21 protein-coding genes are annotated in these 22,529 nt (G+C 65.5%); 6 read left to right on the top strand and 15 right to left on the bottom strand.

The window, feature by feature from the left end; translation table 11 throughout:
* Positions 1 to 13: 13 nt before the first annotated feature.
* Genes ACPGXI_RS00105 through fabG form a run of 4 tightly spaced genes read right to left on the bottom strand, consistent with a single transcriptional unit; the run spans position 14 to position 3,884 of the window.
* Positions 14 to 682: a GntR family transcriptional regulator gene (locus tag ACPGXI_RS00105; protein ID WP_526648558.1), complete on the bottom strand. Its 669-nt coding sequence runs from the start codon at positions 680 to 682 to the stop codon at positions 14 to 16.
* Positions 683 to 686: 4 nt separating this feature from the next.
* Positions 687 to 1,880 (bottom strand): acyl-CoA dehydrogenase family protein, encoded by a 1,194-nt coding sequence (locus ACPGXI_RS00100; protein ID WP_526648556.1) that lies wholly within the window; start codon positions 1,878 to 1,880, stop codon positions 687 to 689.
* A 31-nt stretch (positions 1,881 to 1,911) separates the two neighbouring features.
* A complete protein-coding gene (locus tag ACPGXI_RS00095) occupies positions 1,912 to 3,153 on the bottom strand; it encodes a thiolase family protein (protein WP_526648554.1) in 1,242 nt (413 codons plus the stop codon).
* The gene (gene fabG / locus ACPGXI_RS00090) at positions 3,150 to 3,884 is read right to left on the bottom strand and encodes a 3-oxoacyl-ACP reductase FabG (RefSeq protein WP_526648552.1); all 735 of its coding nucleotides are present in this window, start codon (positions 3,882 to 3,884) and stop codon (positions 3,150 to 3,152) included. Before fabG ends, ACPGXI_RS00095 begins: the two co-directional genes overlap by 4 nt.
* 100 nt (positions 3,885 to 3,984) lie before the next feature.
* On the opposite strand from fabG, the gene ACPGXI_RS00085 reads away from it, so the two are divergent.
* On the top strand, positions 3,985 to 5,160 hold the full coding sequence (locus ACPGXI_RS00085) for an acyl-CoA dehydrogenase family protein (protein WP_526648550.1): 1,176 nt from the start codon (positions 3,985 to 3,987) through the stop codon (positions 5,158 to 5,160).
* Entirely contained in the window at positions 5,157 to 5,978 is an 822-nt protein-coding gene (locus ACPGXI_RS00080; protein ID WP_526648548.1) for a mycofactocin-coupled SDR family oxidoreductase, read from the top strand. The genes ACPGXI_RS00085 and ACPGXI_RS00080 overlap by 4 nt, the downstream gene beginning before the upstream one ends.
* A 51-nt stretch (positions 5,979 to 6,029) precedes the next feature.
* Here the strand turns inward: ACPGXI_RS00080 and ACPGXI_RS00075 are convergent, their stop codons facing one another.
* On the bottom strand, positions 6,030 to 6,482 hold the full coding sequence (locus ACPGXI_RS00075) for a MaoC family dehydratase (RefSeq protein WP_526648546.1): 453 nt from the start codon (positions 6,480 to 6,482) through the stop codon (positions 6,030 to 6,032).
* A 186-nt stretch (positions 6,483 to 6,668) separates the two neighbouring features.
* Positions 6,669 to 7,463: a hypothetical protein gene (locus ACPGXI_RS00070; protein WP_526648544.1), complete on the bottom strand. Its 795-nt coding sequence runs from the start codon at positions 7,461 to 7,463 to the stop codon at positions 6,669 to 6,671.
* A gap of 213 nt (positions 7,464 to 7,676) precedes the next feature.
* Here ACPGXI_RS00070 and ACPGXI_RS00065 point away from each other — a divergent pair, with 213 nt between their 5' ends.
* Complete coding sequence (locus tag ACPGXI_RS00065; protein ID WP_526648542.1) at positions 7,677 to 8,909, top strand: acyl-CoA dehydrogenase family protein; 1,233 nt, start codon at positions 7,677 to 7,679, stop codon at positions 8,907 to 8,909.
* Positions 8,910 to 10,052, top strand: coding sequence for an acyl-CoA dehydrogenase family protein (locus tag ACPGXI_RS00060; RefSeq protein WP_526648540.1), 1,143 nt, complete (start codon positions 8,910 to 8,912; stop codon positions 10,050 to 10,052).
* A 28-nt stretch (positions 10,053 to 10,080) separates the two neighbouring features.
* On the opposite strand, the gene ACPGXI_RS00055 is transcribed toward ACPGXI_RS00060, so the two are convergent.
* On the bottom strand, positions 10,081 to 10,965 hold the full coding sequence (locus ACPGXI_RS00055; protein WP_526648538.1) for a universal stress protein: 885 nt from the start codon (positions 10,963 to 10,965) through the stop codon (positions 10,081 to 10,083).
* A 247-nt stretch (positions 10,966 to 11,212) separates the two neighbouring features.
* On the opposite strand from ACPGXI_RS00055, the gene idi reads away from it, so the two are divergent.
* Positions 11,213 to 11,773: an isopentenyl-diphosphate Delta-isomerase gene (gene idi, locus ACPGXI_RS00050; RefSeq protein ID WP_526648536.1), complete on the top strand. Its 561-nt coding sequence runs from the start codon at positions 11,213 to 11,215 to the stop codon at positions 11,771 to 11,773.
* Here idi and ACPGXI_RS00045 read toward each other — a convergent pair.
* From ACPGXI_RS00045 to ACPGXI_RS00010, 8 genes are all read right to left on the bottom strand, one after another.
* Entirely contained in the window at positions 11,755 to 12,756 is a 1,002-nt protein-coding gene (locus tag ACPGXI_RS00045) for a DUF5914 domain-containing protein (protein ID WP_526648535.1), read from the bottom strand. The genes idi and ACPGXI_RS00045 overlap by 19 nt on opposite strands.
* Entirely contained in the window at positions 12,753 to 14,285 is a 1,533-nt protein-coding gene (locus tag ACPGXI_RS00040; RefSeq protein WP_526648533.1) for an FAD-dependent oxidoreductase, read from the bottom strand. The genes ACPGXI_RS00045 and ACPGXI_RS00040 overlap by 4 nt, the downstream gene beginning before the upstream one ends.
* Complete coding sequence (locus ACPGXI_RS00035; RefSeq protein ID WP_526648531.1) at positions 14,282 to 14,629, bottom strand: lycopene cyclase domain-containing protein; 348 nt, start codon at positions 14,627 to 14,629, stop codon at positions 14,282 to 14,284. The genes ACPGXI_RS00040 and ACPGXI_RS00035 overlap by 4 nt, the downstream gene beginning before the upstream one ends.
* Entirely contained in the window at positions 14,626 to 14,970 is a 345-nt protein-coding gene (locus ACPGXI_RS00030) for a lycopene cyclase domain-containing protein (protein ID WP_526648529.1), read from the bottom strand. Before ACPGXI_RS00030 ends, ACPGXI_RS00035 begins: the two co-directional genes overlap by 4 nt.
* Positions 14,971 to 14,972: 2 nt before the next feature.
* Entirely contained in the window at positions 14,973 to 15,917 is a 945-nt protein-coding gene (locus ACPGXI_RS00025; protein WP_526648527.1) for a phytoene/squalene synthase family protein, read from the bottom strand.
* On the bottom strand, positions 15,914 to 17,422 hold the full coding sequence (crtI, locus tag ACPGXI_RS00020; RefSeq protein WP_526648525.1) for a phytoene desaturase family protein: 1,509 nt from the start codon (positions 17,420 to 17,422) through the stop codon (positions 15,914 to 15,916). Before crtI ends, ACPGXI_RS00025 begins: the two co-directional genes overlap by 4 nt.
* Positions 17,422 to 18,510: a polyprenyl synthetase family protein gene (locus ACPGXI_RS00015; protein ID WP_526648798.1), complete on the bottom strand. Its 1,089-nt coding sequence runs from the start codon at positions 18,508 to 18,510 to the stop codon at positions 17,422 to 17,424. The genes crtI and ACPGXI_RS00015 overlap by 1 nt, the downstream gene beginning before the upstream one ends.
* A gap of 241 nt (positions 18,511 to 18,751) precedes the next feature.
* Positions 18,752 to 21,019 (bottom strand): MMPL family transporter, encoded by a 2,268-nt coding sequence (locus ACPGXI_RS00010; RefSeq protein ID WP_526648523.1) that lies wholly within the window; start codon positions 21,017 to 21,019, stop codon positions 18,752 to 18,754.
* A gap of 221 nt (positions 21,020 to 21,240) precedes the next feature.
* Between ACPGXI_RS00010 and ACPGXI_RS00005 the strand changes: the two genes are divergently transcribed.
* Positions 21,241 to 22,509 (top strand): Tm-1-like ATP-binding domain-containing protein, encoded by a 1,269-nt coding sequence (locus ACPGXI_RS00005; protein WP_526648521.1) that lies wholly within the window; start codon positions 21,241 to 21,243, stop codon positions 22,507 to 22,509.
* Positions 22,510 to 22,529 lie beyond the last annotated feature (20 nt).

Here is a 22,529-nt window from a genome sequence, read left to right as displayed (position 1 = left end):
TCCCGACACGACTTCAGCCGACCACGCCGCGGCGGGTCAGATGCTCGATCAGCGGCGCCGCGCCGGCGGCCAGGTGCTCGGACATCGCGATTCGGGCAAGGGTTTGGTCGCGTCCGGCCAGGGCATCGAGTAGGCGCCGATGATGGCGATTGGACTCCTCGGGCCAGCCATCGATCGTGGGGAACACCGACTCGGGTACGTAGCGGGTGATCTGCGACATCAGTTGCGCCAGCTTGGGTGAGTCCGCGGCGACGTTGATTGCGCGATGGAACTCGTGGTTGAGCCGCACTGCCTGGTCGGCATCATCGGCGGTGTAGGCGGCCTCCAGATCGTTCTGGATCGTGTTCAGCTCGTCCCACTGGGCATCGCTGATACCGGCGGCCGCCCGAGCGGCAAGCTCCCCCCCGAGATAGGCCTGCACGTTCGATACGTCGGCGATGTCGCGAACGGTCACCGGTCGCACCACGAAACCGCGCCGCGGCTGCTGCTCGAGCAGTCCTTCGGCCTTGAGTTCGAACAGTGCTTCCCTGACCGGGGTGACGCTGATGCCCAACCCGGCGGCCAGTTGATCGAGACGCACATACGTTCCAGCGGCATAGGTCCCATCGAAGATCCGTCGCCGAACGATGCGCGCCACATCCTCGGCCAGTTGGGGCCGAGCGGAGAAATCAGGGACGCTCACCGGATCAGACCCGGTAGTCCGTCAGCAGCCGCTTGCTGATGATGTTCTTCTGGATCTCGCTGGTGCCCTCCCCGATGAGCAGGAACGGAGCATCACGCATCAGCCGCTCGATCTCGTACTCCTTCGAGTACCCGTACCCGCCATGAATCCGGAAACTCTGCTGGGTCACCTCGGCACACACCTCACTGGCGAAGTACTTCGCCATCCCGGCCGCCACGTCGTTGCGGTCGCCAGAGTCCTTGAGCCGTGCCGCATTGACCATCATCAGGTGTGCAGCCTCCACCTTGGTCGCCATCTCGGCCAATTGGAAAGCGATGGCCTGATGCTCGGCGATGGGCTTGCCGAAGGTGCTGCGCTGCTGGGCGTACCGCACCGCCAGCTCGAAGGCCCTGATGCCGACTCCACAAGCCCTGGCGGACACGTTGACACGTCCGACTTCGACACCGTCCATCATCTGGAAGAAGCCCTGTCCGGGAGCCGCGCCGACGATGTCGGTGGCCCTGGCGAGGTAGCCGTCGAACACCAGCTCAGTGGTGTCGATGCCCTTGTAACCGAGCTTGTCGAGCTTGCCGGGAATGGTTAGCCCCGGCGCGACTTCACCGAAACCCGAGGGCTTTTCGATCAGGAACGCGGTCAGGTTGCGATGCGGCTTGTCGGCACCCTCGTTGGTGCGCACCAGCGCGGCCACCAAAGTCGAGCTGGCACCGTTGGTCAGCCACATCTTCTGCCCGTTGATGGTGTAGGTGCCGTCACCGTTGTCTGTTGCCCTGGTGCGAATCGCGGCCACGTCCGAACCGAGTTCAGGCTCCGACATCGAGAAGGCGCCCCGGGTCTCGCCGGTTACCATTCTCGGCAGATAGTGGCGCTTCTGCTCCTCGGTCCCGTGCTGCCCGATGATGTGCGCGACGATGAAATGCGTGTTGATCACCCCTGACACACTCATCCACCCACGCGCGAGTTCTTCGACACAGAGCGCATAGGTGAGTAGTGACTCACCCAGACCGCCATACTCCTGCGGGATCATCAGCCCGAAGAGACCCATCTCCCGCATCGCATCGACGATCTCCTGGGGATAGGTGTCGCCGTGTTCAAGCTCCTGCGCGTGCGGAATCACCTCTTTGTCGACGAACTGCCTTACAGTCGAGATGATTTCGGTCTGGAACTCGGTGAGCCCGAGTGTCTGCGCCAGCCGGGTCATCGCGCGATCCTGATTCGCTTCTCGCTGTCGGTCACACGACTGTCCCTTTCGATGAGAAGGTCTCGAATACTGCGGCCAGCCCCTGGCCGCCACCGATACACATGGTCTCCAAGCCATAGCGCAGGCCGCGGCGGTCAAGTTCGCGCGCCAGCGTTGCGAGCATCCGTCCGCCGGTCGCCCCGACCGGGTGGCCGAGGGAGATCCCCGATCCGCGCACATTGGTGCGCTCCAGATCTGTTGCCGAGAAATTCCATTCGCGCATGCACGCCAACGCCTGGGCGGCGAACGCCTCATTGAGCTCGATGAGGTCCATATCGACGAGCTCGAGTCCAGCTTTCCTCAGAGCGGCCGCAGTGGCGGGCACCGGACCGATGCCCATGACATCGGGGGCCACACCCGCCAGCCCCCAGGACACCAGTCGGACCAGCGGTCTGAGTCCGAGCTCAGCGGCCTTCTGGGCAGTGGTCACCAGACACATCGACGCGGCATCGTTCTGCCCGCTGGAGTTCCCCGCCGTCACGGTGGCGCCTGGATCATCCTTTCGCAGAACCGGTTTGAGCGTGGCGAGGGACTCCGCCGAGGTGTCGGCGCGCGGGTGTTCATCAGTGTCGATGATGTTCGGGGCTTCTTTGCGCCCGCGCGGTGGCACCGTCACCGGAATGATCTCCTCATTCAGGAGCCCATCTTTCTGAGCGGCTACCGCCCGGCGGTGCGACAGGGCCGCCAACTCATCCTGCTCCTCGCGCGGAATCTCGTAACTCCGGCGCAGGTTCTCCGCGGTCTCCAGCATTCCGCCGGGCACCGGGTAGTCCCGGCCGCCCGCGGTAGTTCTCCCACGAGCCAGCGCATCGTGCACCGTGATGCCGCCACGAGCGCCGCCCCAGCGCATATCGGTCGAATGGAAGACCACGTTGGTCATGGATTCGGCGCCGCCGGCGACCACCAGATCGTTATTGCCGCTCGCCACTTGCATGCACGCCTGAATCACCGCCTGCAGGCCGGATCCACAGCGCCGATCGATCTGCATTCCCGGCACCGTCACCGGCAGTCCGGCGTCGAGGGCGATCACCCTCCCGATGGCGGGCGCTTCCATGCTCGGATAGCAGTGACCGACGATCACGTCCTCCACCGAATCCGGGGCGATGCCGGTTCGTTCGAGCAGTCCTCTGAGCGCGGCAACCCCGAGGTCTACCGCCGTCAGCGATGAAAATGCGCCATGGTAGCGGCCGATCGCCGTGCGTACCGGCTCACATATGACAGCCTCGCGTGTCACAGGTGCCGGCCGCCGGTAACTTCCATGACCGTACCGGTCATGTACGACGACAGGTCAGATGCCAGGAACAGCGCCACCTTGGCGACCTCATCGGGTTCGCCGGCACGACCCATCGGCACCTCGGCAACCTTGGAATCCCAGATGCGTTGCGGCATAGCCTCGGTCATCGCTGATCGAATGAGTCCCGGCTGGATGGCGTTTACCCGTACCCCCAGGTAGGCCAGTTCCTTGGCGGCGGCCTTGGTCATCCCGACGATGCCGGCCTTGGCCGCCGAGTAGTTGGTCTGGCCGACCATGCCGACTTTCCCGGAGATCGACGACATGTTGACGATCGCGCCACTCTTGTTTTCCCGCATGATCGCTGCCGCCGCCCGCAAGCCATTCCAGGTACCTTTCAGGTGCACTGCGATCACCTCGTCGAATTGGTCCTCGGTCATCTTGCGCATCGTCGCGTCGCGGGTGATGCCGGCATTGTTGACCATGATGTCCAGTCCGCCGAATCCGTCCACCGCTGCCGTGACCAATGCAGCAACGTCCGCGGAACTGGTCACGTCGCAACGCACCGCGCGCACCACGCTTTCGCCGCCCAATGTCTCGGCGGCGGCCCGAGTCGCAGCCAGGTTCACGTCGCCCAGCACGACGCGCGCGCCTTCGGCGATAAAGCACTGCGCGATCGCGAAACCCAGACCCTGGGCACCACCGGTGATCACCGCCGTCCGACCAGTCAGCATCGACACCTTGTCCACCAATCCTCGCCTCGGTCGCGCTTTATAGCCATGATCATATTTAATATACGATATTTGAAAGCATATCTGTCGAGGAGCTCAGCCTATGACCAGCGCCGAAGTCAGCGACGACGACTTCCAGCAGATCCTGGCCCAGACTCGCCACTTCGTCCGCAGCACCGTGGTCCCGCGTGAGCAAGAGATTCTCGCCGAGGACCGGGTGCCCGACGACCTGCGGGAGCAAGCCAAGAAGATGGGCTTGTTCGGCTACGCGATCCCCCAGCAGTTCGGCGGTCTTGGCCTGAACCTCGCCCAGGATGTCGAGCTCGCCATGGAACTGGGCTACACGTCTTTGGCGCTGCGATCGATGTTCGGAACCAACAACGGGATCGCCGGTCAAGTGCTCGTCGGCTACGGCACCGACGAACAGAAGTCGACGTGGCTGGAAGGAATCGCCTCGGGTGACGTCGTCGCGTCGTTCGCGCTCACCGAGCCGGGTGCGGGGTCCAACCCGTCAGGGTTACGAACCAGGGCCGTGCGCGACGGCGACTCACCTGACGCGTCCTGGGTCATCAACGGCCAGAAGCGGTTCATCACCAACGCCCCCACCGCCGAGGTGTTCGTGACATTCGCCCGGACCAGGCCGGCCGACGACAAGGGAGCCGGGATCGCAGTTTTTCTGGTGCCCGCCGACGCGCCAGGAGTCGAAGTCGGCACCCACGACAAGAAGATGGGCCAGGAGGGCGCGTGGACCGCCGACGTCAGCTTCAACGAGGTGTGCGTATCCAACGGCGCCCTGGTCGGCGGTAGCGAGGACATCGGCTACCGCGCGGCGCTGACCTCGCTGGCACGCGGCCGGGTGCACATCGCCGCGATCGCGGTGGGGACGGCGCAGCGCGCTCTCGACGAGTCGGTGAACTACGCCGCAACTGCGACGCAGGGCGGCACCGCGATCGGGCAATTCCAGTTGGTGCAGGCGATGCTCGCCGACCAGCAGACTGGAGTGCTGGCCGGGCGCGCCCTGGTGCGTGACACCGCTCAGAAATGGATCACCAACGAGGATCGGAGAATCGCACCGTCGGCCGCGAAGCTCTTCTGCACCGAAATGGCCGGCACAGTAGCTGACCTCGCCGTGCAGGTCCACGGCGGAAGTGGCTACATGCGCGAGGTTCCGGTGGAACGGATTTACCGCGATGTCCGGCTGCTCCGACTCTACGAGGGCACCAGCGAGATTCAGCGGCTGATCATTGGCGGCGGACTGGTGAAGGCAGCGAAGCGATGAACGGTCGGCTTCCGGGACGGGTCGCGTTTATCACGGGAGCCGCCCGCGGGCAGGGTCGTGCGCACGCCGTGCGGATGGCGAACGAAGGTGCGGACATCATCGCCGTCGACATCGCGGGTCCCCTCCCGGGCTGCGTGCCCTACCACCCCGCAACCCCCGATGACCTCGACGAAACGATCAGGCTCGTGCGGGAAACCGGCCGCCGAATCGTCGCATCGGTGGTGGACACCCGCGACCACGAGGCGCTCAATGCCGCGGTTACCGCCGGGGTTTCCGAGTTCGGCAGGCTCGACATCATCGTCGCCAACGCCGGTATCAGCGCACCGCAGGTGTGGGATCGCATTCGCCCCAAAGACTTTCGCGATGTCATGGACATCAACGTGACCGGCACCTGGAACACCGTCATGGCAGGTGCCCACCAGATGATCGACGGCGGGCGCGGCGGATCGATCATCCTGATCAGCTCCGCCGCGGGGGTCAAGATGCAACCGTTCATGGTGCACTACACCGCGAGTAAGCACGCGGTCACCGGAATGGCACGCGCCCTGGCCGCCGAACTCGGTAAACATTCGATACGGGTGAACAGCGTGCACCCCGGACCGGTCACGACCGAGATGGGCACCGGCGACATGGTCACCGCGCTGACCGCGGCGGTGGACACCAACCCGCAGTTGGCCCACATGTTGACACCGTTCCTGCCGACCTGGGTGGTCGAACCTGAGGACATCGCCGATGCGGTGTGCTGGCTGGCCGGCGATGAGTCGAAATATGTTACTGCGAGTGCGATCTCGGTCGATCAGGGTTCAACTCACTACTGAGTCCCCGACGGACGTACAGAAGCGCCGCCTGAATCATCGGCTGTCCGTCAGTCAGCCGATGAATCGCACAATCGACTCTGCCACGGCGGCCGGCTTCTCAGATCCCTCGATCTCGACGGTCGTGTTGAGGGTCGCCTGCACTGCGCCGTCGAGCTGGGCGACCGAGGCGATTTCAGCCCTAGCCCGGAGCCTGGCGCCGACCCGGACGGGGGTGATGAAGCGAACCCTGTTGTATCCGTAGTTGATCGCCATCGCGACGTTGCCGACGCGGTAGAGCTGCTGGGTGAAGTGTGGGATCAGCGACAACGTCAGCAGTCCGTGGGCGATCGTTCCGCCGAAGGGCCCACCGGCCGCCCGTTCCGGGTCGACGTGGATCCATTGATGGTCGTCGGTGGCATCAGCGAACAGGTCGACTCGATCCTGGGTGATGTCGAGCCACTCCGTGGGGCCCAGTTGTTCGCCTTCGGCGGCGATCAATTCAGCCAGCCCGTTGAACTTCTTCACACCTGTCTCCTTTGACCTGGGACCGCATCGACGGACAGCCACTCGATACGCCGAGAATCGATGACGCTTTCCTCACAGTGCCACAGCGGTGCGGGCGCAGTCGCGGCACCATCCCGCTGCTTTCGCGCCCGACCGTCCCAGCATCCACGGAGTCGCGCCGGCCGAAGGGCGGATTCGGCTGGAAATCTAGGCTTCACCGGGCATCAGCAGCTCGACCCGGCCGAACCGGCTGGCCAGCTTGCCCACCAGCGCGACCCGTAAGACGGTATCGCCGATGCCGGGCGGACAAGTAGCTCGGCCCAGCGGAAATCCGTTTCGGCAGAACAGGACTCCATGGCGAGCATGAACTGTCCAAGGGCCGTCCGTGGTCGCGAAGACAGCCCCGATCACCTCGCCCTCATCGAACACTAGGCGCTCGAATCGCTGTACCGGATACGCCCTGACGCCCCGTTCGTTCGCCTCGGTCTCCAGCCACTCGAGCACTGCGCCCACGATATCGCCGGGGCCTGCGGGCAGGGATCCGATCTCGGCAACCTCGACTCCCTCCCCGTCGCCGGACTCCAGCGCCGCGCAGTTCCAATCGGTGACGCGGGTGTACAGGTAGCCCGACGGCGAGGAGATGCACCGCGCGGTCCAATCCCGCAACTGCGCACCGACGAACGGGGCAATCCGCCGATCCGGCGCCGCGGCGACTACGGCAGCCGTGCGGATCGGCAGAACTTCGTCGAGTTGCGGGAGTCCCGCTGGGTCCAGATCATCCAGAAGCTCAGCAAGGTAGGCAGCTGTCTCGGCGTCACCGAAGTCGAGGGGGAACCAGCCTGGTTGGCCGTCCGGAGCGGCGCCTGCCTCCGGGGCCGGCGCGCATGCAACCAGAACCTCGGCGCCCTCGTCGACGGCAGAGATCGCACCCGCGAGCCCCGCAACCCCGGCGTCGGTACACACGACGTCGACCTCGTCGTCCCAGTGCAGATCCGACGTCACGGTTGTCCACTCCATATTCGCCGGCCCTGGCTGCAGACCCGCAACGTACCACTGAACGGGTGGCGAACACCGGTGCCCGCACCCCGGTCGTGACCGCGCCCCGGTATGAGGACAGGCCGCGATCCCGAATACTCGGTTGTGCAGTCCCAGCGGACCTACTTGGCTGACCAGGTTTACCGTGTCTCTAGCTTCACAACGAAAAGGGGACCTTTGATGGACCTGCAGTGGTCGGCGGCCGACCTCGCGTTCCGCGACGAGGTACGCGCTTTCCTCGACGAGAAGTTGACGCCCGAATTGCGTCGCGCCGGTCGCCTGATGACCAGCGTCTACGCCGACCATGACGCCAGCATGGAATGGCAGCGGATTCTGCACGAACGCGGTTGGGCAGCGCCGGCGTGGCCGACGGCTCATGGCGGCTGCGACTGGAGCCTCACCCAGCACTACATCTTCAGCCGCGAGTCGGCGTTGGTCGGCGCACCGTCACTATCGCCGATGGGGATCAAGATGGTCGCCCACGCGATCATCAAGTTCGGCACTGACGAGCAGAAGAACTACTTCCTGCCGCGGATCCTGACCGGCGAGGTGTTCTTCTGCCAGGGCTACTCCGAACCGGAGGCGGGTTCGGATCTGGCGGCGTTGTCCATGACCGCCCGCGACGACGGTGAGAACCTGGTCTGCACGGGCAGCAAGATCTGGACCACCCACGCCCAGGAAGCGAACTGGATGTTCGCGCTGGTGCGCACCGCCCGCACCGACAAGAAACAGCGCGGCATCACCTTCGTCCTCTGTGAGATGTCCGCACCCGGCATCGAGATCCGCCCCCTGGTGATGACCTCGGGCGAAGAAGTGCAGAACCAGGTGTTCTTCGACGAGGTGCGGGTGCCCAAGGCCAACGTCATCGGCGAAATCAACGACGGCTGGACCGTCGCGAAATACCTATTGGAGTTCGAGCGCGGCGGCGGCGCGTCCGCCCCGCCACTGCAGGTGATGGCCGACGAGATCGCGACAGCGGCCGCCGGACAACCCGGGCCCGGCGGAGGTCCGCTGCTCGACGATTCCGCCTTCGCGCGCAAGCTGGCAGATGTTCGGATTCGCACCGAAGTCCTCGAGATCCTCGAATACCACGTGCTGACTGTCGTGGCGCAGGGCGGCAATCCGGGAGCCAAGTCGTCGATGCTCAAGATACTCAGCACCGAATTGAGCCAGTCGATCACCGAACTCGCAATGGAGGCGGCCGGTCCGCGGGGACGGGTGTACCAACCCCACGCAACATGTCCGGGCGGACCCATCGCCGACTTCGAACCGCCCACGGGTGGGTACGTGAGCGGAGAGGCCTGGCAGGCGGTGGCACCGCTGCGCTACTTCAATGACCGCGCCGGCTCGATCTACGCCGGCAGCAACGAGATTCAGCGAAACATTCTGGCCAAGGCTGCATTGGGGCTGTAGATGGACTTCACACTCACCGAAGAACAGGAACTGCTGCGCAACGGACTCGGCAGGTTCCTCGCGACCCGCTACGACCTCGACACGAGCCGGCGCGCCGCCAAGACCGGGCAGGGCTGGCAGCCCGATATCTGGCAGGCCTTCGCCGTCGAGCTCGGGATTCTCGGCGCCGCGCTACCGCAGGAGTGCGGCGGCGACGGCGGCGGCCCGGTGGAGATGATGCTGATCGCCGAGGCGCTGGGGCACGCTCTGGTAGTCGAGCCTTTCATCGACACCGCAGTGGTGGCAGCGGGTTTGCTACGCCGCGCAACCGGCGGAATCGGCGCAGAGCTGGTGAAGAGGATCGTCTCGGGTTCGGCAATCGTCACCTTGGCAGCCACCGAACCGACCTCGGGTGAGCACTGGCAGGACGTCTCGACCCTCGCCCGGCGCGACGGCGACCAGTGGGTACTGACCGGGTCGAAAATCGTCTCGGCCAGCACGCCGCTGGCCAGCCACGTGCTGATCACCGCGCGAACATCAGGCGAGGGTGGTGACACCGACGGCATATCACTGTTCGTCGTCGAGATCGACTCGGCCACATCGGGTATGGAGCTGAAGAACTACCCCACGATCGATGACCGGAGGGCTTCTGACATCGTGTTGGACGGCCTTCGGCTACCTGCCGACGCACTGCTGGGCGACGAAGGCGGCGCGTGGGCGTCCCTTGCGCAGGCGCGCGATGAAGGCGCCGCGGCGATCTGCGCCGAAGCGGTGGGGTGCATGCGCAAGGTGCTGGCCGACACCGTCGAGTACTGCAAGCAACGACAACAGTTCGGACAGCCGATCGGCAGCTTCCAGGTGCTCCAGCACCGCATGGTGGACATGTATATGCAGGTCGAACAGTCAACCGCAGCTGTGCATCTGGCGATCCTCAACCTACAGACTGATGACGCCAGGCGCGCCCGCGCCGTCTCGGTGGCCAAGGCGACGGTGGGCCGGGCGGCTCAGTTCGTCGGGCAGCAGGCGGTCCAACTGCACGGTGGCATGGGAATGACCGAGGAACTGGCCATCGGGCACTACTTCAAGCGGCTGACCGCCCTACAGTTCGAATTCGGGTCGACCGATCACCATGTGACCCGCTATGCGCGGCTCACTTCGCGCTAGTCAGCGTTCGCGTCCGGCCCCCATGGGGTCATTGCCTGGTGACGATGACCGGCTGCCGGGCTGAGTGCACCACCTGCGAGCCCACCGAGCCGAGCAGCATTCCGGCGAAACCGCCTCGGCCGTGGCTGCCCACCACCAGCAGCTGCCCCTGCTCAGCTTCCTCGAGCAGTGCGCGACCCGGTTGATCTCGATGCACCACGCGGCGCACGGTCACGTCGGGGTAGCGCTCCTGCCAGCCCGCCAACCGCTCGGCCAGCAGCATGTCCTCCTCGGTTTGAGTCTCGCTCCAGCCGACGCCGGGCAGCTCATAGCCGGCGTCGCTCCAGGTGTGGACCGCGACCAGGTCGACACCGCGGCGCGATGCCTCATCGAACGCGATCGCGGTGGCCTGCTCGGATGCCGGTGAGCCGTCGATACCCACCACGACAGGCGCCTGGGCCGGATGCGGGATCAGCGGATCCTCGTCGTAGATCACCGCGACCGGGCAGTGCGCGTGCTGCACCAGCCCGGAACTGACCGAACCGAGCAGGCGACGTTCCCACTTCCCCAGTCCACGACTGCCGACGACGATGAGGTCGGCGCCCTTGCTGAGGTCGGCCAGCGCCTGTACCGGCTGCCCCTCGACCACCTTCTCTTCGATCCGGACCCCGTCGACTCCTGCGGTGACGGCCTCCACGACACCCCGTGCGTCGGCCAGTGCCCGGCGCGCCGCCTCTTGTTCGTCCTCGAAGAATGTGGATGGCAGCGGAACCTGAATCCACGACTGCACGGTCGCGCCGGGAAGCACGTAGACCAATGTCAACGGCGCGCGCCGCAGCGCGGCACTACGAGCGGCCCAGTCGGTGGCGACTCTCGACGGAGCCGAACCGTCGACTCCCACGACGATCCCGCGAGATCCTGGTTGGGTGGACATCCGGCGTGCCTCCTCGTTTATGGCCGACGACGGTGCCGCCGGTACTGCAACGCTATCGCCGCCCGGTGCCGCACGTAAGGGGCATCGCGCATAAGGGGACGACGGTCACCGCGACTATGGGACGAAAGTCCCCGTGTCGGTCGAGGTCGGCCCGAAGACCCATCCACCTCGCGGCCGGCAACGAATGTAACAAGCGCGGTCAATAAGATGCCGTTCACGTCCGTACGAGCGAATGCCGGTGGTGCCCATGAACTCAGTCCAGAGCCAGGAGCTTGTCGTTCTCCTCGACGACGCGGGCCGTCGCATCGGCACCGCACCCAAATCGGAGGTCCATCACGGCGCGACGCCGCTGCATCTGGCTTTCTCCTGCTACCTGTTCAACGACGCCGACAACGTGCTGCTGACCCGTCGGGCGCTGGGCAAGTCGGCCTTCCCCGGCATCTGGACCAACTCGGTCTGCGGACACCCCGGGCCCGACGAACCGATGGAGGACGCGGTGATCCGCCGGGCATCCGAAGAGCTCGGCCTGGACATCGTGGAACTGCGTTGTGTTCTTCCCGACTTTCGCTATCACGCGATCGATTCCGGCGGTGTCGCCGAGTACGAGGTCTGTCCGGTCTTCTGCGCTCGCGTGGCCGGCTCCGTGAACGCCGACCCCGCTGAGGTCATGGACATCGCCTGGGTGACGTGGGATCAGCTACAGCTGGCCACGCAGCTGCCGTGGGCAATCAGCCCCTGGGCCATCGAGCAACTCCCGCTGCTCGCCGATGCGGGTATCGGGCGGCCCGATCAGGACCGCAGCTCGTAGAGCCGCTCGGCGTAGGCGAGATCGTCCCGCCACAGCCGGGTCGCCGCGATCCCCATCAGTGATCTGAGCACCGGAGCCACCAGAAGTGCCCTGTCGAACTGGCGCCTGTCCGAGTGGGCGATAGTGGCTTCCACGACTGCGGTGCGCGGCAAGCCGTCCCGGCCGGGACCCAGCGGCGTCGCGTGTGTCTCCACCACGCTGCCCTGCCCTTCGCCGTCGATGATGCGCATGACGACAGTACGCGGACCCGGTGTGGTGAACTCCGCGATGACCGGCACTCCGAGCCGGCCGATTCGGAAGGCGACCGCGACGACGAAGCGATCGCATTCCTCGGGCAGGTCGGCATCAGCAGTCGGCGAGCTGAGCACCTCGAGCCCCGCGAACGAGTACGGGTGAAACCATGCTCCGTGCCACGGATCCAGCCTGTTGGCGACCACATCGCAGGGCTCGCAGACCCCTTCGAGTCGGACGACTGCGGCCAGTCGAGGACTCGGTGGGCGTTGCGGAACCATCGGGGCATCGGTGGGTGACTCGGCGCCCACGGCGTCGAGGCGAACCCAACACAACACGCCATCGTCGTGGGCCGGGAGGGGCCGCCACGCACCGTGGCGACGGTCCGAGAGTCGCAGGCCATGCCAGGGGCACACCAGCACACCGCACTCGACAGGTGCGGTGGCCAGGTCTGCGCCCAGATGCGGACACGCGCGCGGCCCCACCCGCAGAGTTCCGTCGGCTGCGCGCCAGGCCACGATCTGCACGCCGCCGACGGTGGTGCCCCAGGCTTTGGTGGCGATCTGTGAGCTCGCAGCGAAGGCGAACCAGTTGCCGCTCGGGCGGCGCTGCGCACGTGAGAGCGCCGCCTGGATCAGCGCTGGATTGGCTTCTGCGTAGGTGGGCTTCTGCGTTGACCAGTCGGATGCCGGCAGTCGTTCGAAGGGCCAAGATTTGGCCGCTCTGAGTCGCAGATCAGACAACTTGCTCATCGCCGAGAACTTACCCCGCGCTCCGCCAGCCTGCGCAGCAGCGCCGATCGGCCGTGATTGGGCACGGTATGCAGGACGTGGCCCGCCAGGCCGAAGCCCTCGAGGAGATGATTTGCCGCAACCCCTCCGGTGGTCGCCGCCCGCTCCATCAGAGCAACCGGCAGGTCCACCCGAATTCCGTCCCCCGCCAACATCACCCGCGGATCAGGGGTCTGCACTCCGGGCCGCCGGGCGAAATCGCCCGGCGCCAGGCGGGGACAGTCGTCTCTGCGCAACAATCGTTCTTCGACGATGGATGCACCGACGGTCTCGGGGTAAAGCTCATGCATGCGTGCCACCAGGGCGCGGCGCACCTGCTCGTCGGTGTCGACCACCGAGTAGGCGTGCAGTTCGACCACCGAACCACCGGTCCGCGCGGCCCACTGGGCCGCTTCGCGTTCGTACCGTTCCAGCACGCTGACATTGTCCAACGGCGGGCGCCCGCCGGTACCCATGAAGGGTGCCCGATCGCTACGGACCGGGCGATCCAACCACAACCGCAGCACCACGAATGGTGGCGCGTTGCGCAGATCGTCGACCCGACGTCGCCAGTCTTCGTCACCGAGTCCCGGCGATGCCGCCACGATGCGCCGCAAGCCGGTGACGTCGGTTGCCAACACCGCCGCATCGGCGGTGAACCCGTCACCACTTGCGCAGGCCACCTGCATATCGGAGGCCGCCGTGAGGCTCTCCACTGCCAGCCCGGTGTGGAAACGCACACCCACCGATTCGAGATATTGCCGCAGCGGGTTCCACAGTGCGACATCGAAGTTCGCGTTCGCCACGTCGAACAACAGACCTTCGCTCGAACCGAGGAAGTATATGTGGAACATGGTGACCAACTCGGCCGCCGACAGCTTCTCCGGCCGGGCGAAGAAACTGCGAGCGAACACCTCGAAGGCCAGATGCCGTGCTGCAGTGGGAAAGTTGATATCGCGGAGGAACGTACCGGCATCGATGTCATCAAGCTCGTCATACGTGCGCGGCACCGACACCATCGCCAGCGGCGCTGCTGCTTTGGCGTCGAGTCGAATCATATCGCGTAGCCGGAATGTCGGACTGCGTAGCGAAAAGGCCAGCGCGTTCACCAGCGGTGTGTTCGGCAGCCCGCGAAAGGTATCGCTGCGTCCGGTCGCGTCGATCAACGGATAGTCGTCGACCGGCGTGAGCGCCGTCAGGTGTGGATCCGCGCGGCGCAGAAGAGATCTCAAGTTGTAGTACTGGCGGAAGAACGCGTGGAAACCCCGATTCATCGCGGTCGGCGAACCATCCGAGAGGGTGTCGGTCCAGCCCCCTACCCGCCCGCCGAGGTAGTCGTTCGCCTCGATGACATCGACGCTGACGCCGCGCTCGCTGAGCCCGGCCGCGGCGGCAAGACCGGCGATTCCGGCGCCGACGACAACAACGCGGGGCACCCGGTCACGTGATCCGGCATCGCTTCGGCCCGGTCGGGCAGGCAGCGTTTGACGCAATCTATCTGGCTGGCTCATCGCTGCTCGGCCACCTCGGAGACCTCCGACGACCGAGACTGCGGGCGCCGGCGCTCCCAGAGCAGCAGTACCGCAGTCACCAACGCGAAGCCGAACAGGAAGTCCTCGATCGGTATGTCGAGCGGGAAACGGATCCCGGTCATGTGCTGTTCGTTGTACAGGACGATGGGAGCACTCAGTTTGGTCAACCAGCCGTCGACCGGAATCTGGAAGCCCAACACGATCGCCATCGAAATCCAGTATGCGGGCCGACGGAACAGTCCGGTGCGCCACACCCGAGTTTCGAGGACGCAGACCACAATCACCGCAAGGACCGCCGGAAGCGTATAGCCGAGCCCGTTCATCGGTTCGCCCTCCTCTCCGTACGCCAACGGCTGAGCATCGTGAGGATGTGATCGACCGCCGAGTAGGTGAGCAGACCGCACAGCGGAATGACCACGAAGAACAGCACTTCCTCCAACGGCAGATCACCGGGCGCGATCAGGCCCAGAATGTAACTGGGGTTGTACCACCACACGCCGGCGGCAACCGCGATGACGTCCCAGACCAGGAACACCGCGGCCACCGGGAGCAGGGCTGCGAGCAGCCGCCGCGGCTGACGGTAGACACCGCGACCGAACAACTCCAGTGGAGCGGTGATCAGCAGGCACGCGCCCAGAACGATCAGGTACTGCCAGCGATCCACACTCACCTGCTTCCGTGTCGTAGACGTGCACCCCACGACCGCACGATTCCGCTGCTGGCGACGCTGAGCCGTCGGGCCTTACCGACTGTGGCACGCTCGCTGAAGATCTGGAAATCGATCTCCTCGATGCGCTCCAGGATTTCTGAGTACAGCGTCAGCGCCGCACCGACGCAGGGTCGCGATACCGGAGCCAGCTGACCGATGCCCGGCTGGGCCTCGGCGTATACCTGGCGCGCCGCGGCGTGTTGATCCATCAGCGCGCGCCGCACCCGGGGGTCGGTGCGCTTGCTGCTCTGACACCAGAGCAGCAGCTCTCGGTCGACGCCGTGGGCAGCCAGTTCATCGGCGGGCAGGTAGATCCTGCCGCGGCGCAGATCCTCGTCGACATCCCTGATGAAGTTGGTGAGCTGAAATGCCTTTCCCAGTGCTGCCGCAGGTGGTGCGGCGTCTTCCCGCGAACCGACGGTGCCGAGAATCGGCAGTAGCTGCAGCCCGATCACCTCCGCCGACCCGTACATGTAGCGGTCCAACGCCGCGCGATCCGGATAGTCGGTGACCGTCAAATCCATCCGCATCGATGTCAGGAAGTCGTCAAAGAGATTCCATCCGATGTCGTACTTGCGCGCGGTGTGCACTACCGCCGTCAAGGCCGGATCATCATCGCACGGTTGGTTCTCCACCAGGGAGTTGAACAGCCGGGTGGACAGCGCCTGGAGCTGATCGGCGCGCAATTCGCTTCCGCGGGAGTCGAAGTCGTCGAGGATATCGTCGGCGCGCCGGGCGAACCCGTAGAGCGCGTGCACGGCCGGACGCTGGCTGGGCGCCAGCAGTCGGGTAGCCAGGAAGAAGGTCTTGCCGTGCCGCGCGTTGATCTTGCGGCACTGCCGGTAGGCCTCCCGCAACGACGGGTCGCGCAGCCCGGCCGCGTCTAGCTCGGATCCGATCATCGTTGGTACACCTCTCGGTCAGGGCGGCTTGTGACTACTCCGGTGACGCGGTCCGCGGCCAGCCGTCCCGACATGACCGCGGTGGGCACGCCCACGCCCGGCACCGTCGAGGAGCCGGCCAGCACCACGTTCTCGACGCCGCGGACGGTGTTGGCGGGCCGGAACGGTCCGGTCTGGCTGAAGGTGTGGGCCAGCGCGAACGGGGTGCCGGCGGCCATGCCCTGGCGGCCCCAGTCGGCGGGGTTCACCGTGTGCAACAACTCCACATCGTCACCAAACATGGGCAGGCGCTCGTTGATCACGCCAAGCATGTCTTCGACGTAGGCCGACCCGGTGGCGTCCCAATCAACCTGCCCGACTTCAGTGTTGGGTGCCGGGGCCAACACGTAGAGCAGGTCGCGGCCCGGCGGAGCCAGGCTCGGATCACTGGCCGTGGGCCGGGTCACCAGCAGTGACGGGTCCCGCATGACGCGGCCGTGGTCGATGATGTCGCCGAACGTCTGCTTCCAGGCGTCGCCGAACACGATGGTGTGGTGCCCGACGTCGTTGCCGACCGCGCGGCAGCCGATGTGAGCGACCACGGCCGAGGGTGCCGGGCGCAGCTTCGACAGCCGGCGCGGTGTCCGGTTCAGCAGCCGGTAGGTGTCGGGAAGCTCGGTGGTGAGCACGACAGCGTCCGCGGCGATGCGCTCGTCGGTCTGCGTGCGCACCCCGGTGACCCGCGACCCGCTCCACTCCAGCCCAGAAACCTTTGAGTCGTAGACGAACTCGACCCCGGCGTCGGCGGCGGCGGCGGCCATCGCGTCGGGCAACGCGCGCATCCCGCCGCGCGGAAAATACACTCCGGCAATGGTGTCCATGTAGGCGATGACCGCGTACACCGCCAACGCGCTCTGCGGCGGCACCCCGGCGTAGAGGGCCTGGAAGGTGAACACTCGAAGCAGGCGTTCGTCTGACAGGAACCGGCCGATCACCTTCTCCCAGCGCCGGAAGCCGCCCAGCGCGATCAGGCGAGCCAGTTGCGGAGTCAACAGCGACAACGGTGAGTCGAAATTGGCGCCGATGAATCCGTCGAACTCGGTGTCGTACAGCTTGGTCAGCCACGCGCGCAGGTCGAGGTAGCCCTCGGCTTCCCGGCGTCCGGCAAAGCGTTCGACCTCGGCGAACATCGCATCCGGCTCGGTGTGGACTGCCAAGGAGCTGCCGTCGGCGAACATGGCCTGGTAGGCCGGGTGCACCGGTAGCAGTTCGAGACGGTCGGTCAGGCTGTCCCCGACCGCGGCCATGGCCTCGTCGATGATGTCGGGCATGGTCAACACCGTCGGGCCGGTGTCGATGCGATAACCGGACACGTCGGCCCGCCCGACTCGGCCGCCAGGGACGCCGCCGCGTTCGACGACGGTGACTTTGCGTCCGCGCCCGGCGAGATACAGTGCCGCCGACAATCCGGACAGCCCGGCTCCGACCACAACGACCCGGTCGGTTTTTCCCTCGATAGTGCGCATCAGGCAGCCCTTTCAGTACAGATGACGGCCATGTCGTCGAGTGCGACACGGGCAGTTTCGGGAATCTTCACGGCATCCAGAGAACTCATGGCGCTGTTCAGCCGCTCCCCGATGAGCTCTTCAATCCATTGAGCCGCGCCGCTGGCGTTGATCAATGTTCGCCAGCGTTCGGTGTCGGCGGGGCGCAAGTTGGGGGTGCTCATCAGCTCGGAGAGTTGGCGTCGCAGCGCACTGTCGGCCAGCTGGTGCGCGGCCACCACGACGCTGGTCGCCTTCTGCGCCGCCAGGTCCGTGCTTACCGACTTCCCGGTCAGCGTGGGTGACCCGAACACACCGAGCAGGTCATCGCGTAATTGGAAGGCTTCGCCGATAGCAGCACCGTAATCGCCGAGCGCGCGGATGACCTCGGGCGGGCACCCGGACATGGCCCCGCCGATCTCCAACGGTCGGCGCACGGTGTAGTTGCCGGATTTCCGCCGTAGCACGTCCAATACCTCGTCGAGCGTCGGGAAAGCTTGCGCATCGTTGACCAGATCGGCGAACTGTCCGATGGCCAATTCGATCCGCATGTCGTCGTAGCGGGGCCACACTCGCGCGAGTGCATCGGCACCGATACCGCTCTCGCGCAACATTTTGCCCGCCCACACCAAACACAGATCGCCGAGCAGCACAGCTGCGGACTCACCGAAGCGGTCCGAGGCGCCTGTCAGCGCGCGGTCACGATGCCAGCGGCTGAACACAACGTGCGCCGCGGGCCGGCCGCGACGCAGCGCGGATTCGTCCATCACATCGTCTTGCATGAGGGCGAACGCGTGGAAAAGCTCGAGGCTCGCCGACGCGCGCAGCGCCGAGTCATCGTGTCCGGCACCACACAACCAGCCCAGATACATGAAGGTGGACCGCACGCATTTGCCGCCGTCGACGAAGCCCGACATTATCTGTCCGGCGACGTCGACCCGAGCCGCGCCCAGGTCGGCACGACACTCTCCGGCAACGAACTCGCTGAGGTGTGCCCGCACGGCCACGCGTACGTCGTCGCGCCAGTGCACCGGGACACCGGCGACGGGGTGGCGGCGGTATTCACCGATGTGCTGTTGCGGCGGAGCCAGCACGCGGATTCCCGCCTCACCGCTGTTCACCGCCGCGCCTTCGCGCGGTGTCCAACCTTGGGTCTTGGTAGAAGTCGATCTCGTGTATTCGGCAACTCAGCGATTCCTATTCCACGGCGATATGTCAGTCACACCGAATCCGCTCCATTGCGTACCGGGCATGTGTAGATGATTCGGAGCCGGGCTGGGTTTGGTTGGGTCAGCGGGATAGGAATTTCTATCAAACCTTTGACCAGCCTTTTTGGTCCGCAGACCCGGTCTCGCTGACACCGATACGGCTGTGCAGCCGCGCCAGCGGTGCAGGAGCCCACCAATTCCATCGACCCATGATCCGCATGTAAGCCGGCACCAGAATCAGCCGTACCAAGGTCGCGTCAACCAGAATCGCGACTGTCAGACCCACCCCGAACATCCGCATGAACGAGACCTCCGCGGCGATGAGAGCGGCGAACGAGATCGACATGACCAGTGCGGCGGCGGTGATCACCCGCCCGGTGCGGGCCAGGCCGAGGGCCACGCTGTCATCCATGTCGGCGCGGGTGCGTTGACTGGCCAGCCAGTACTCGCGGATCCGCGCGATCAGGAAGACCTCGTAGTCCATCGACAGTCCGAATGCTATGCAGAACAGCAGGATTGGCATGGTGGCGACCAGCGTGCCGGTGGGTGTGGTGCCGAACGCGCCCAGATGGCCGTCCTGAAAGATCCACACCAGAGCGCCGAACGCGGCGGTCAGCGAAAGAACGTTGAGGACAAGCGCTTTGACCGGCAACACAACGCTGCCAGTCAGCAGAAACAGCAGTGCGAACGTGACGATGGCGATGACGCCCAACACCAGCGGCACCCGCGAGGTAATCGAGGCGACGCTGTCCCGGTTGATCTGAGCCAACCCGGTGAACTCGACGGGGCGCTCCCCGGGCGTGGCTACCTCCCGCAGCCGGTCGAGCTGGGTATCGGAGGCCGATGAGAACAGCGGCACGCCGGTGCTCACCGTCAGCAAGGCGCTGCCGTCGGAGACCCCGGCAGCGGCACCGGGGGGGCCCACCTTGGTTCCTTCGTTGAAGCTGCCGGTCGGTGCGCTGACCGAACCTACGTCACCCACCGTCGACAGTCGCGCGGCGTACTGCTCTATTTCGGGTGCGGTCAGGCCTGTTGCGTCGGGAATCACGATGGATACCGCATTGGCCGAGTCGTCGGCAAAACCCTCGCGCATCCGGTCACCGACCTGATGGGCCGACGCTGTACCGGGAAGAACCCGGTCGTCGGGGAAACCCCACGAGATTCCCAGAAACGGCAGTCCGGCCACGATCAACACCGCCGAGCCCGCCAGAGCAATGGGCACGGCGCGCCGCATCACCGATTTGGTCCACCGGTACCAGAACATTTGCCGTACCGGCGTGGCGGACGGTTCGCCACGGCCGCGCAGTCGGCGGATGGCGCGGCGCACGTCGTAGGCGTCCAGGCGACCCCCGAGCACCACGATGGCCGCCGGGGTGACGACCAGCGCCGCTAGCGCGCACAGCGCCACCGTCGCGATGCCCGCGTAGGCGAACGACTTGAGAAAGTACATCGGGAAGAGAACCATCGCGGACAACGACAGGGCCACCGTGGTCGCTGAGAATGCCACGGTCCGGCCAGCGGTCAGCATCGTCTGGATCAACGCCTGGTCTGGCTGCGCGCCCCCGGCGATCTCATCGCGGTAGCGGCTGACGATCAGCAGGGTGTAATCGATCGCCAACGCCAGGCCCAGAGCCGTCGACAGGTTGAGCGCGAAAATCGAGACGTCGGTGCCCAGCGCGATCAGTCGCAGGAGCGCCAACGAGCCTACGATCGCCAGCCCCCCCACCGCCACTGGCAGCGCCGCTGCCAGCAGACCGCCGAAGATCCATACCAGTACTGCGAAACTGAGCGGGAGGGCGATCGCCTCCATCACCAGGACATCACGACCGGTCTGGGAAGTGATCTGCGCAAACACCATCGCGGTTCCACCCGCCTGCACAGTCACCTCGGGGTGCTGACGCTCGACCAACTCGGTCACACCGTCCGCCAGTGCTTGCGCCCGCTGCGGCGCCTCTTTCTCACCCCCCGAAATGCCGGCAATAACCAACCCCGACTTAGCGTCGACGCTGATGAGGCTGTCCGCAGCCGCCGGCGGTGCGGTCCAGGCCGAGACCACCCCCAGCACCCCGAGCTCCTGGGGCGCGTTGCTGAGGTAGCCGGCGATGTCTGCGCCGGCGGCACGGGCCGCTGGGCTGGACATCCCGTCGGGCGCGGTCACCAGGAAAATCAGCTGCATCTCTGATTGATCGAACTTGTCGGCGAGCAATTGGGTCGCCCGGGAGGATTCGGCGGACGGATCCTGAAAACCGCCCGCCGACAGACTCTTGGTCACCGGAACGGCGAACACGCCCGCAATGACCATCAGCAGTGCGGTGATAACCAGTATCCGGCGCGGCGAGGCGATGGCGAGCGCCGCGATCCGATACAGCATGGGCGGCCCAGAACGTGTGTCGCGGTGACGGCCAGACCCCATGTCATGCATTCGGCGCGGAGGGCTGTTCGGTTCTGTGTCGGAAACACATTCTCAACACCGCTGCCCATCGCCGCTGTTCAATCTGACCATCGCCACCGGCGACAACCGTATCCTGCGTGCGTGACCGACTCATCCTGATGAGTTACTGACTTCAACTGTGAAGAAGTAGGTGCAGAGCCTTGCAGGACCGTGCAACCCCTGGAGACGCCGGCGAAGACGCTTTCGCGGTGGTGGTCGGAACCTGCGACACCAAGTTCGAAGATCTCGAGTACGTCCGTGATTTGATCGACGCCGCCGGTGTGCGCGTGAAGCTGGTCGACGTCAGTCCCAACGGCTCCAATGCCCCGGCAGATGTCTCCTCAGCGCAGCTAAAGGCCGGTTTCGCCGGCGCTGAATCGAAACTCGCCGGCACATCCGATCGGGGCACCGCTATAGCGGCGATGTCGGAGGTCTTCTCGGATTGGGTGAAGAGAAACGGAGATCGCATCTCCGGCATGATCGGCCTGGGCGGGTCGGGAAACACCGCACTCATCACCCCGGGTATGGGTCATCTTCGGCTCGGAACGCCCAAAATAATGGTCTCGACGGTGGCGTCGGGCAATGTGGCTCCCTACGTGGGACCCAACGACATCGCCATGCTGTACTCGGTGGTCGATGTTGCCGGACTGAATTCGATCTCCCGGATGGTGCTGGGGAACGCGGCCCACATGCTGGCCGGCGCGGTGGCCAGGGTTGTTCCGGCAGCAGACCAACCAACTCGACCGGCCATTGGTCTGAGCATGTTCGGCGTGACGACTCCATGCGTCGACTCCGTCGTGGCCAAATTGAGCGAGGACTTCGAGTGCCTCGTCTTCCACGCCACCGGTACCGGCGGACGGACGATGGAAAAGCTCGCCGATGACGGGCTACTCGCCGGGATGATCGATAGCACGACCACCGAGATCGCCGATCTACTGGTCGGCGGCGTGATGAGCGCCGGGCAAGACCGTCTGGGTGCGCCGATTCGTACCGGTCTGCCCTACGTAGGTTCATGTGGCGCGCTGGACATGGTGAACTTCGGGGAGATGGACAGCGTCCCGGAGAAGTACCGAGATCGCCGGCTATTGGTACACAATCCCCAGGTGACGCTGATGCGAACCACGCCCGATGAGAACCGTCGGTTCGGCGAGTGGATCGCAGCGAAGTTGAACCAGATGAACGGGGAGGTTCGCTTTCTGATTCCGGAAAAGGGCTTATCGATCATCGATGTGGATGGCGGGCCGTTCCGGGATGCCGATGCCGACGAAGCCTTGTTCTCCGCGCTCCAGGCCGGTGTCCACCCGACCGCGAGACGACAGCTGATTCGGGTACCCCATGCGATCAACGATCCCGAATTCGCCGACGCACTGGCCGATAACTTCCTTGACATCGCGGGGGCTGCCAGCTGTTGCGGGTTGAGTGGTCGGTAGTTGTCGGTGGTGTGCTGTAG

It is taken from the genome of Mycobacterium sp. (assembly GCF_049608025.1).
GTDB lineage: Bacteria > Actinomycetota > Actinomycetes > Mycobacteriales > Mycobacteriaceae > Mycobacterium.
This window is presented reverse-complemented; position numbering and strand designations above follow the sequence as displayed.

Bases quoted from the DNA above. Each gene is read 5' to 3' on its own strand.
- ACPGXI_RS00100 (WP_526648556.1), bottom strand. From the start codon at position 1,880: ATGACCCGGCTGGCGCAGACACTCGGGCTCACCGAGTTCCAGACCGAA.
- fabG (WP_526648552.1), bottom strand. From the start codon at position 3,884: ATGCTGACTGGTCGGACGGCGGTGATCACCGGTGGTGCCCAGGGTCTG.
- ACPGXI_RS00085 (WP_526648550.1), top strand. From the start codon at position 3,985: ATGACCAGCGCCGAAGTCAGCGACGACGACTTCCAGCAGATCCTGGCC.
- ACPGXI_RS00080 (WP_526648548.1), top strand. From the start codon at position 5,157: ATGAACGGTCGGCTTCCGGGACGGGTCGCGTTTATCACGGGAGCCGCC.
- ACPGXI_RS00065 (WP_526648542.1), top strand. From the start codon at position 7,677: ATGGACCTGCAGTGGTCGGCGGCCGACCTCGCGTTCCGCGACGAGGTA.
- ACPGXI_RS00060 (WP_526648540.1), top strand. From the start codon at position 8,910: ATGGACTTCACACTCACCGAAGAACAGGAACTGCTGCGCAACGGACTC.
- ACPGXI_RS00055 (WP_526648538.1), bottom strand. From the start codon at position 10,965: ATGTCCACCCAACCAGGATCTCGCGGGATCGTCGTGGGAGTCGACGGT.
- idi (WP_526648536.1), top strand. From the start codon at position 11,213: ATGAACTCAGTCCAGAGCCAGGAGCTTGTCGTTCTCCTCGACGACGCG.
- ACPGXI_RS00045 (WP_526648535.1), bottom strand. From the start codon at position 12,756: ATGAGCAAGTTGTCTGATCTGCGACTCAGAGCGGCCAAATCTTGGCCC.
- ACPGXI_RS00040 (WP_526648533.1), bottom strand. From the start codon at position 14,285: ATGAGCCAGCCAGATAGATTGCGTCAAACGCTGCCTGCCCGACCGGGC.
- ACPGXI_RS00035 (WP_526648531.1), bottom strand. From the start codon at position 14,629: ATGAACGGGCTCGGCTATACGCTTCCGGCGGTCCTTGCGGTGATTGTG.
- ACPGXI_RS00025 (WP_526648527.1), bottom strand. From the start codon at position 15,917: ATGATCGGATCCGAGCTAGACGCGGCCGGGCTGCGCGACCCGTCGTTG.
- crtI (WP_526648525.1), bottom strand. From the start codon at position 17,422: ATGCGCACTATCGAGGGAAAAACCGACCGGGTCGTTGTGGTCGGAGCC.
- ACPGXI_RS00010 (WP_526648523.1), bottom strand. From the start codon at position 21,019: ATGCTGTATCGGATCGCGGCGCTCGCCATCGCCTCGCCGCGCCGGATA.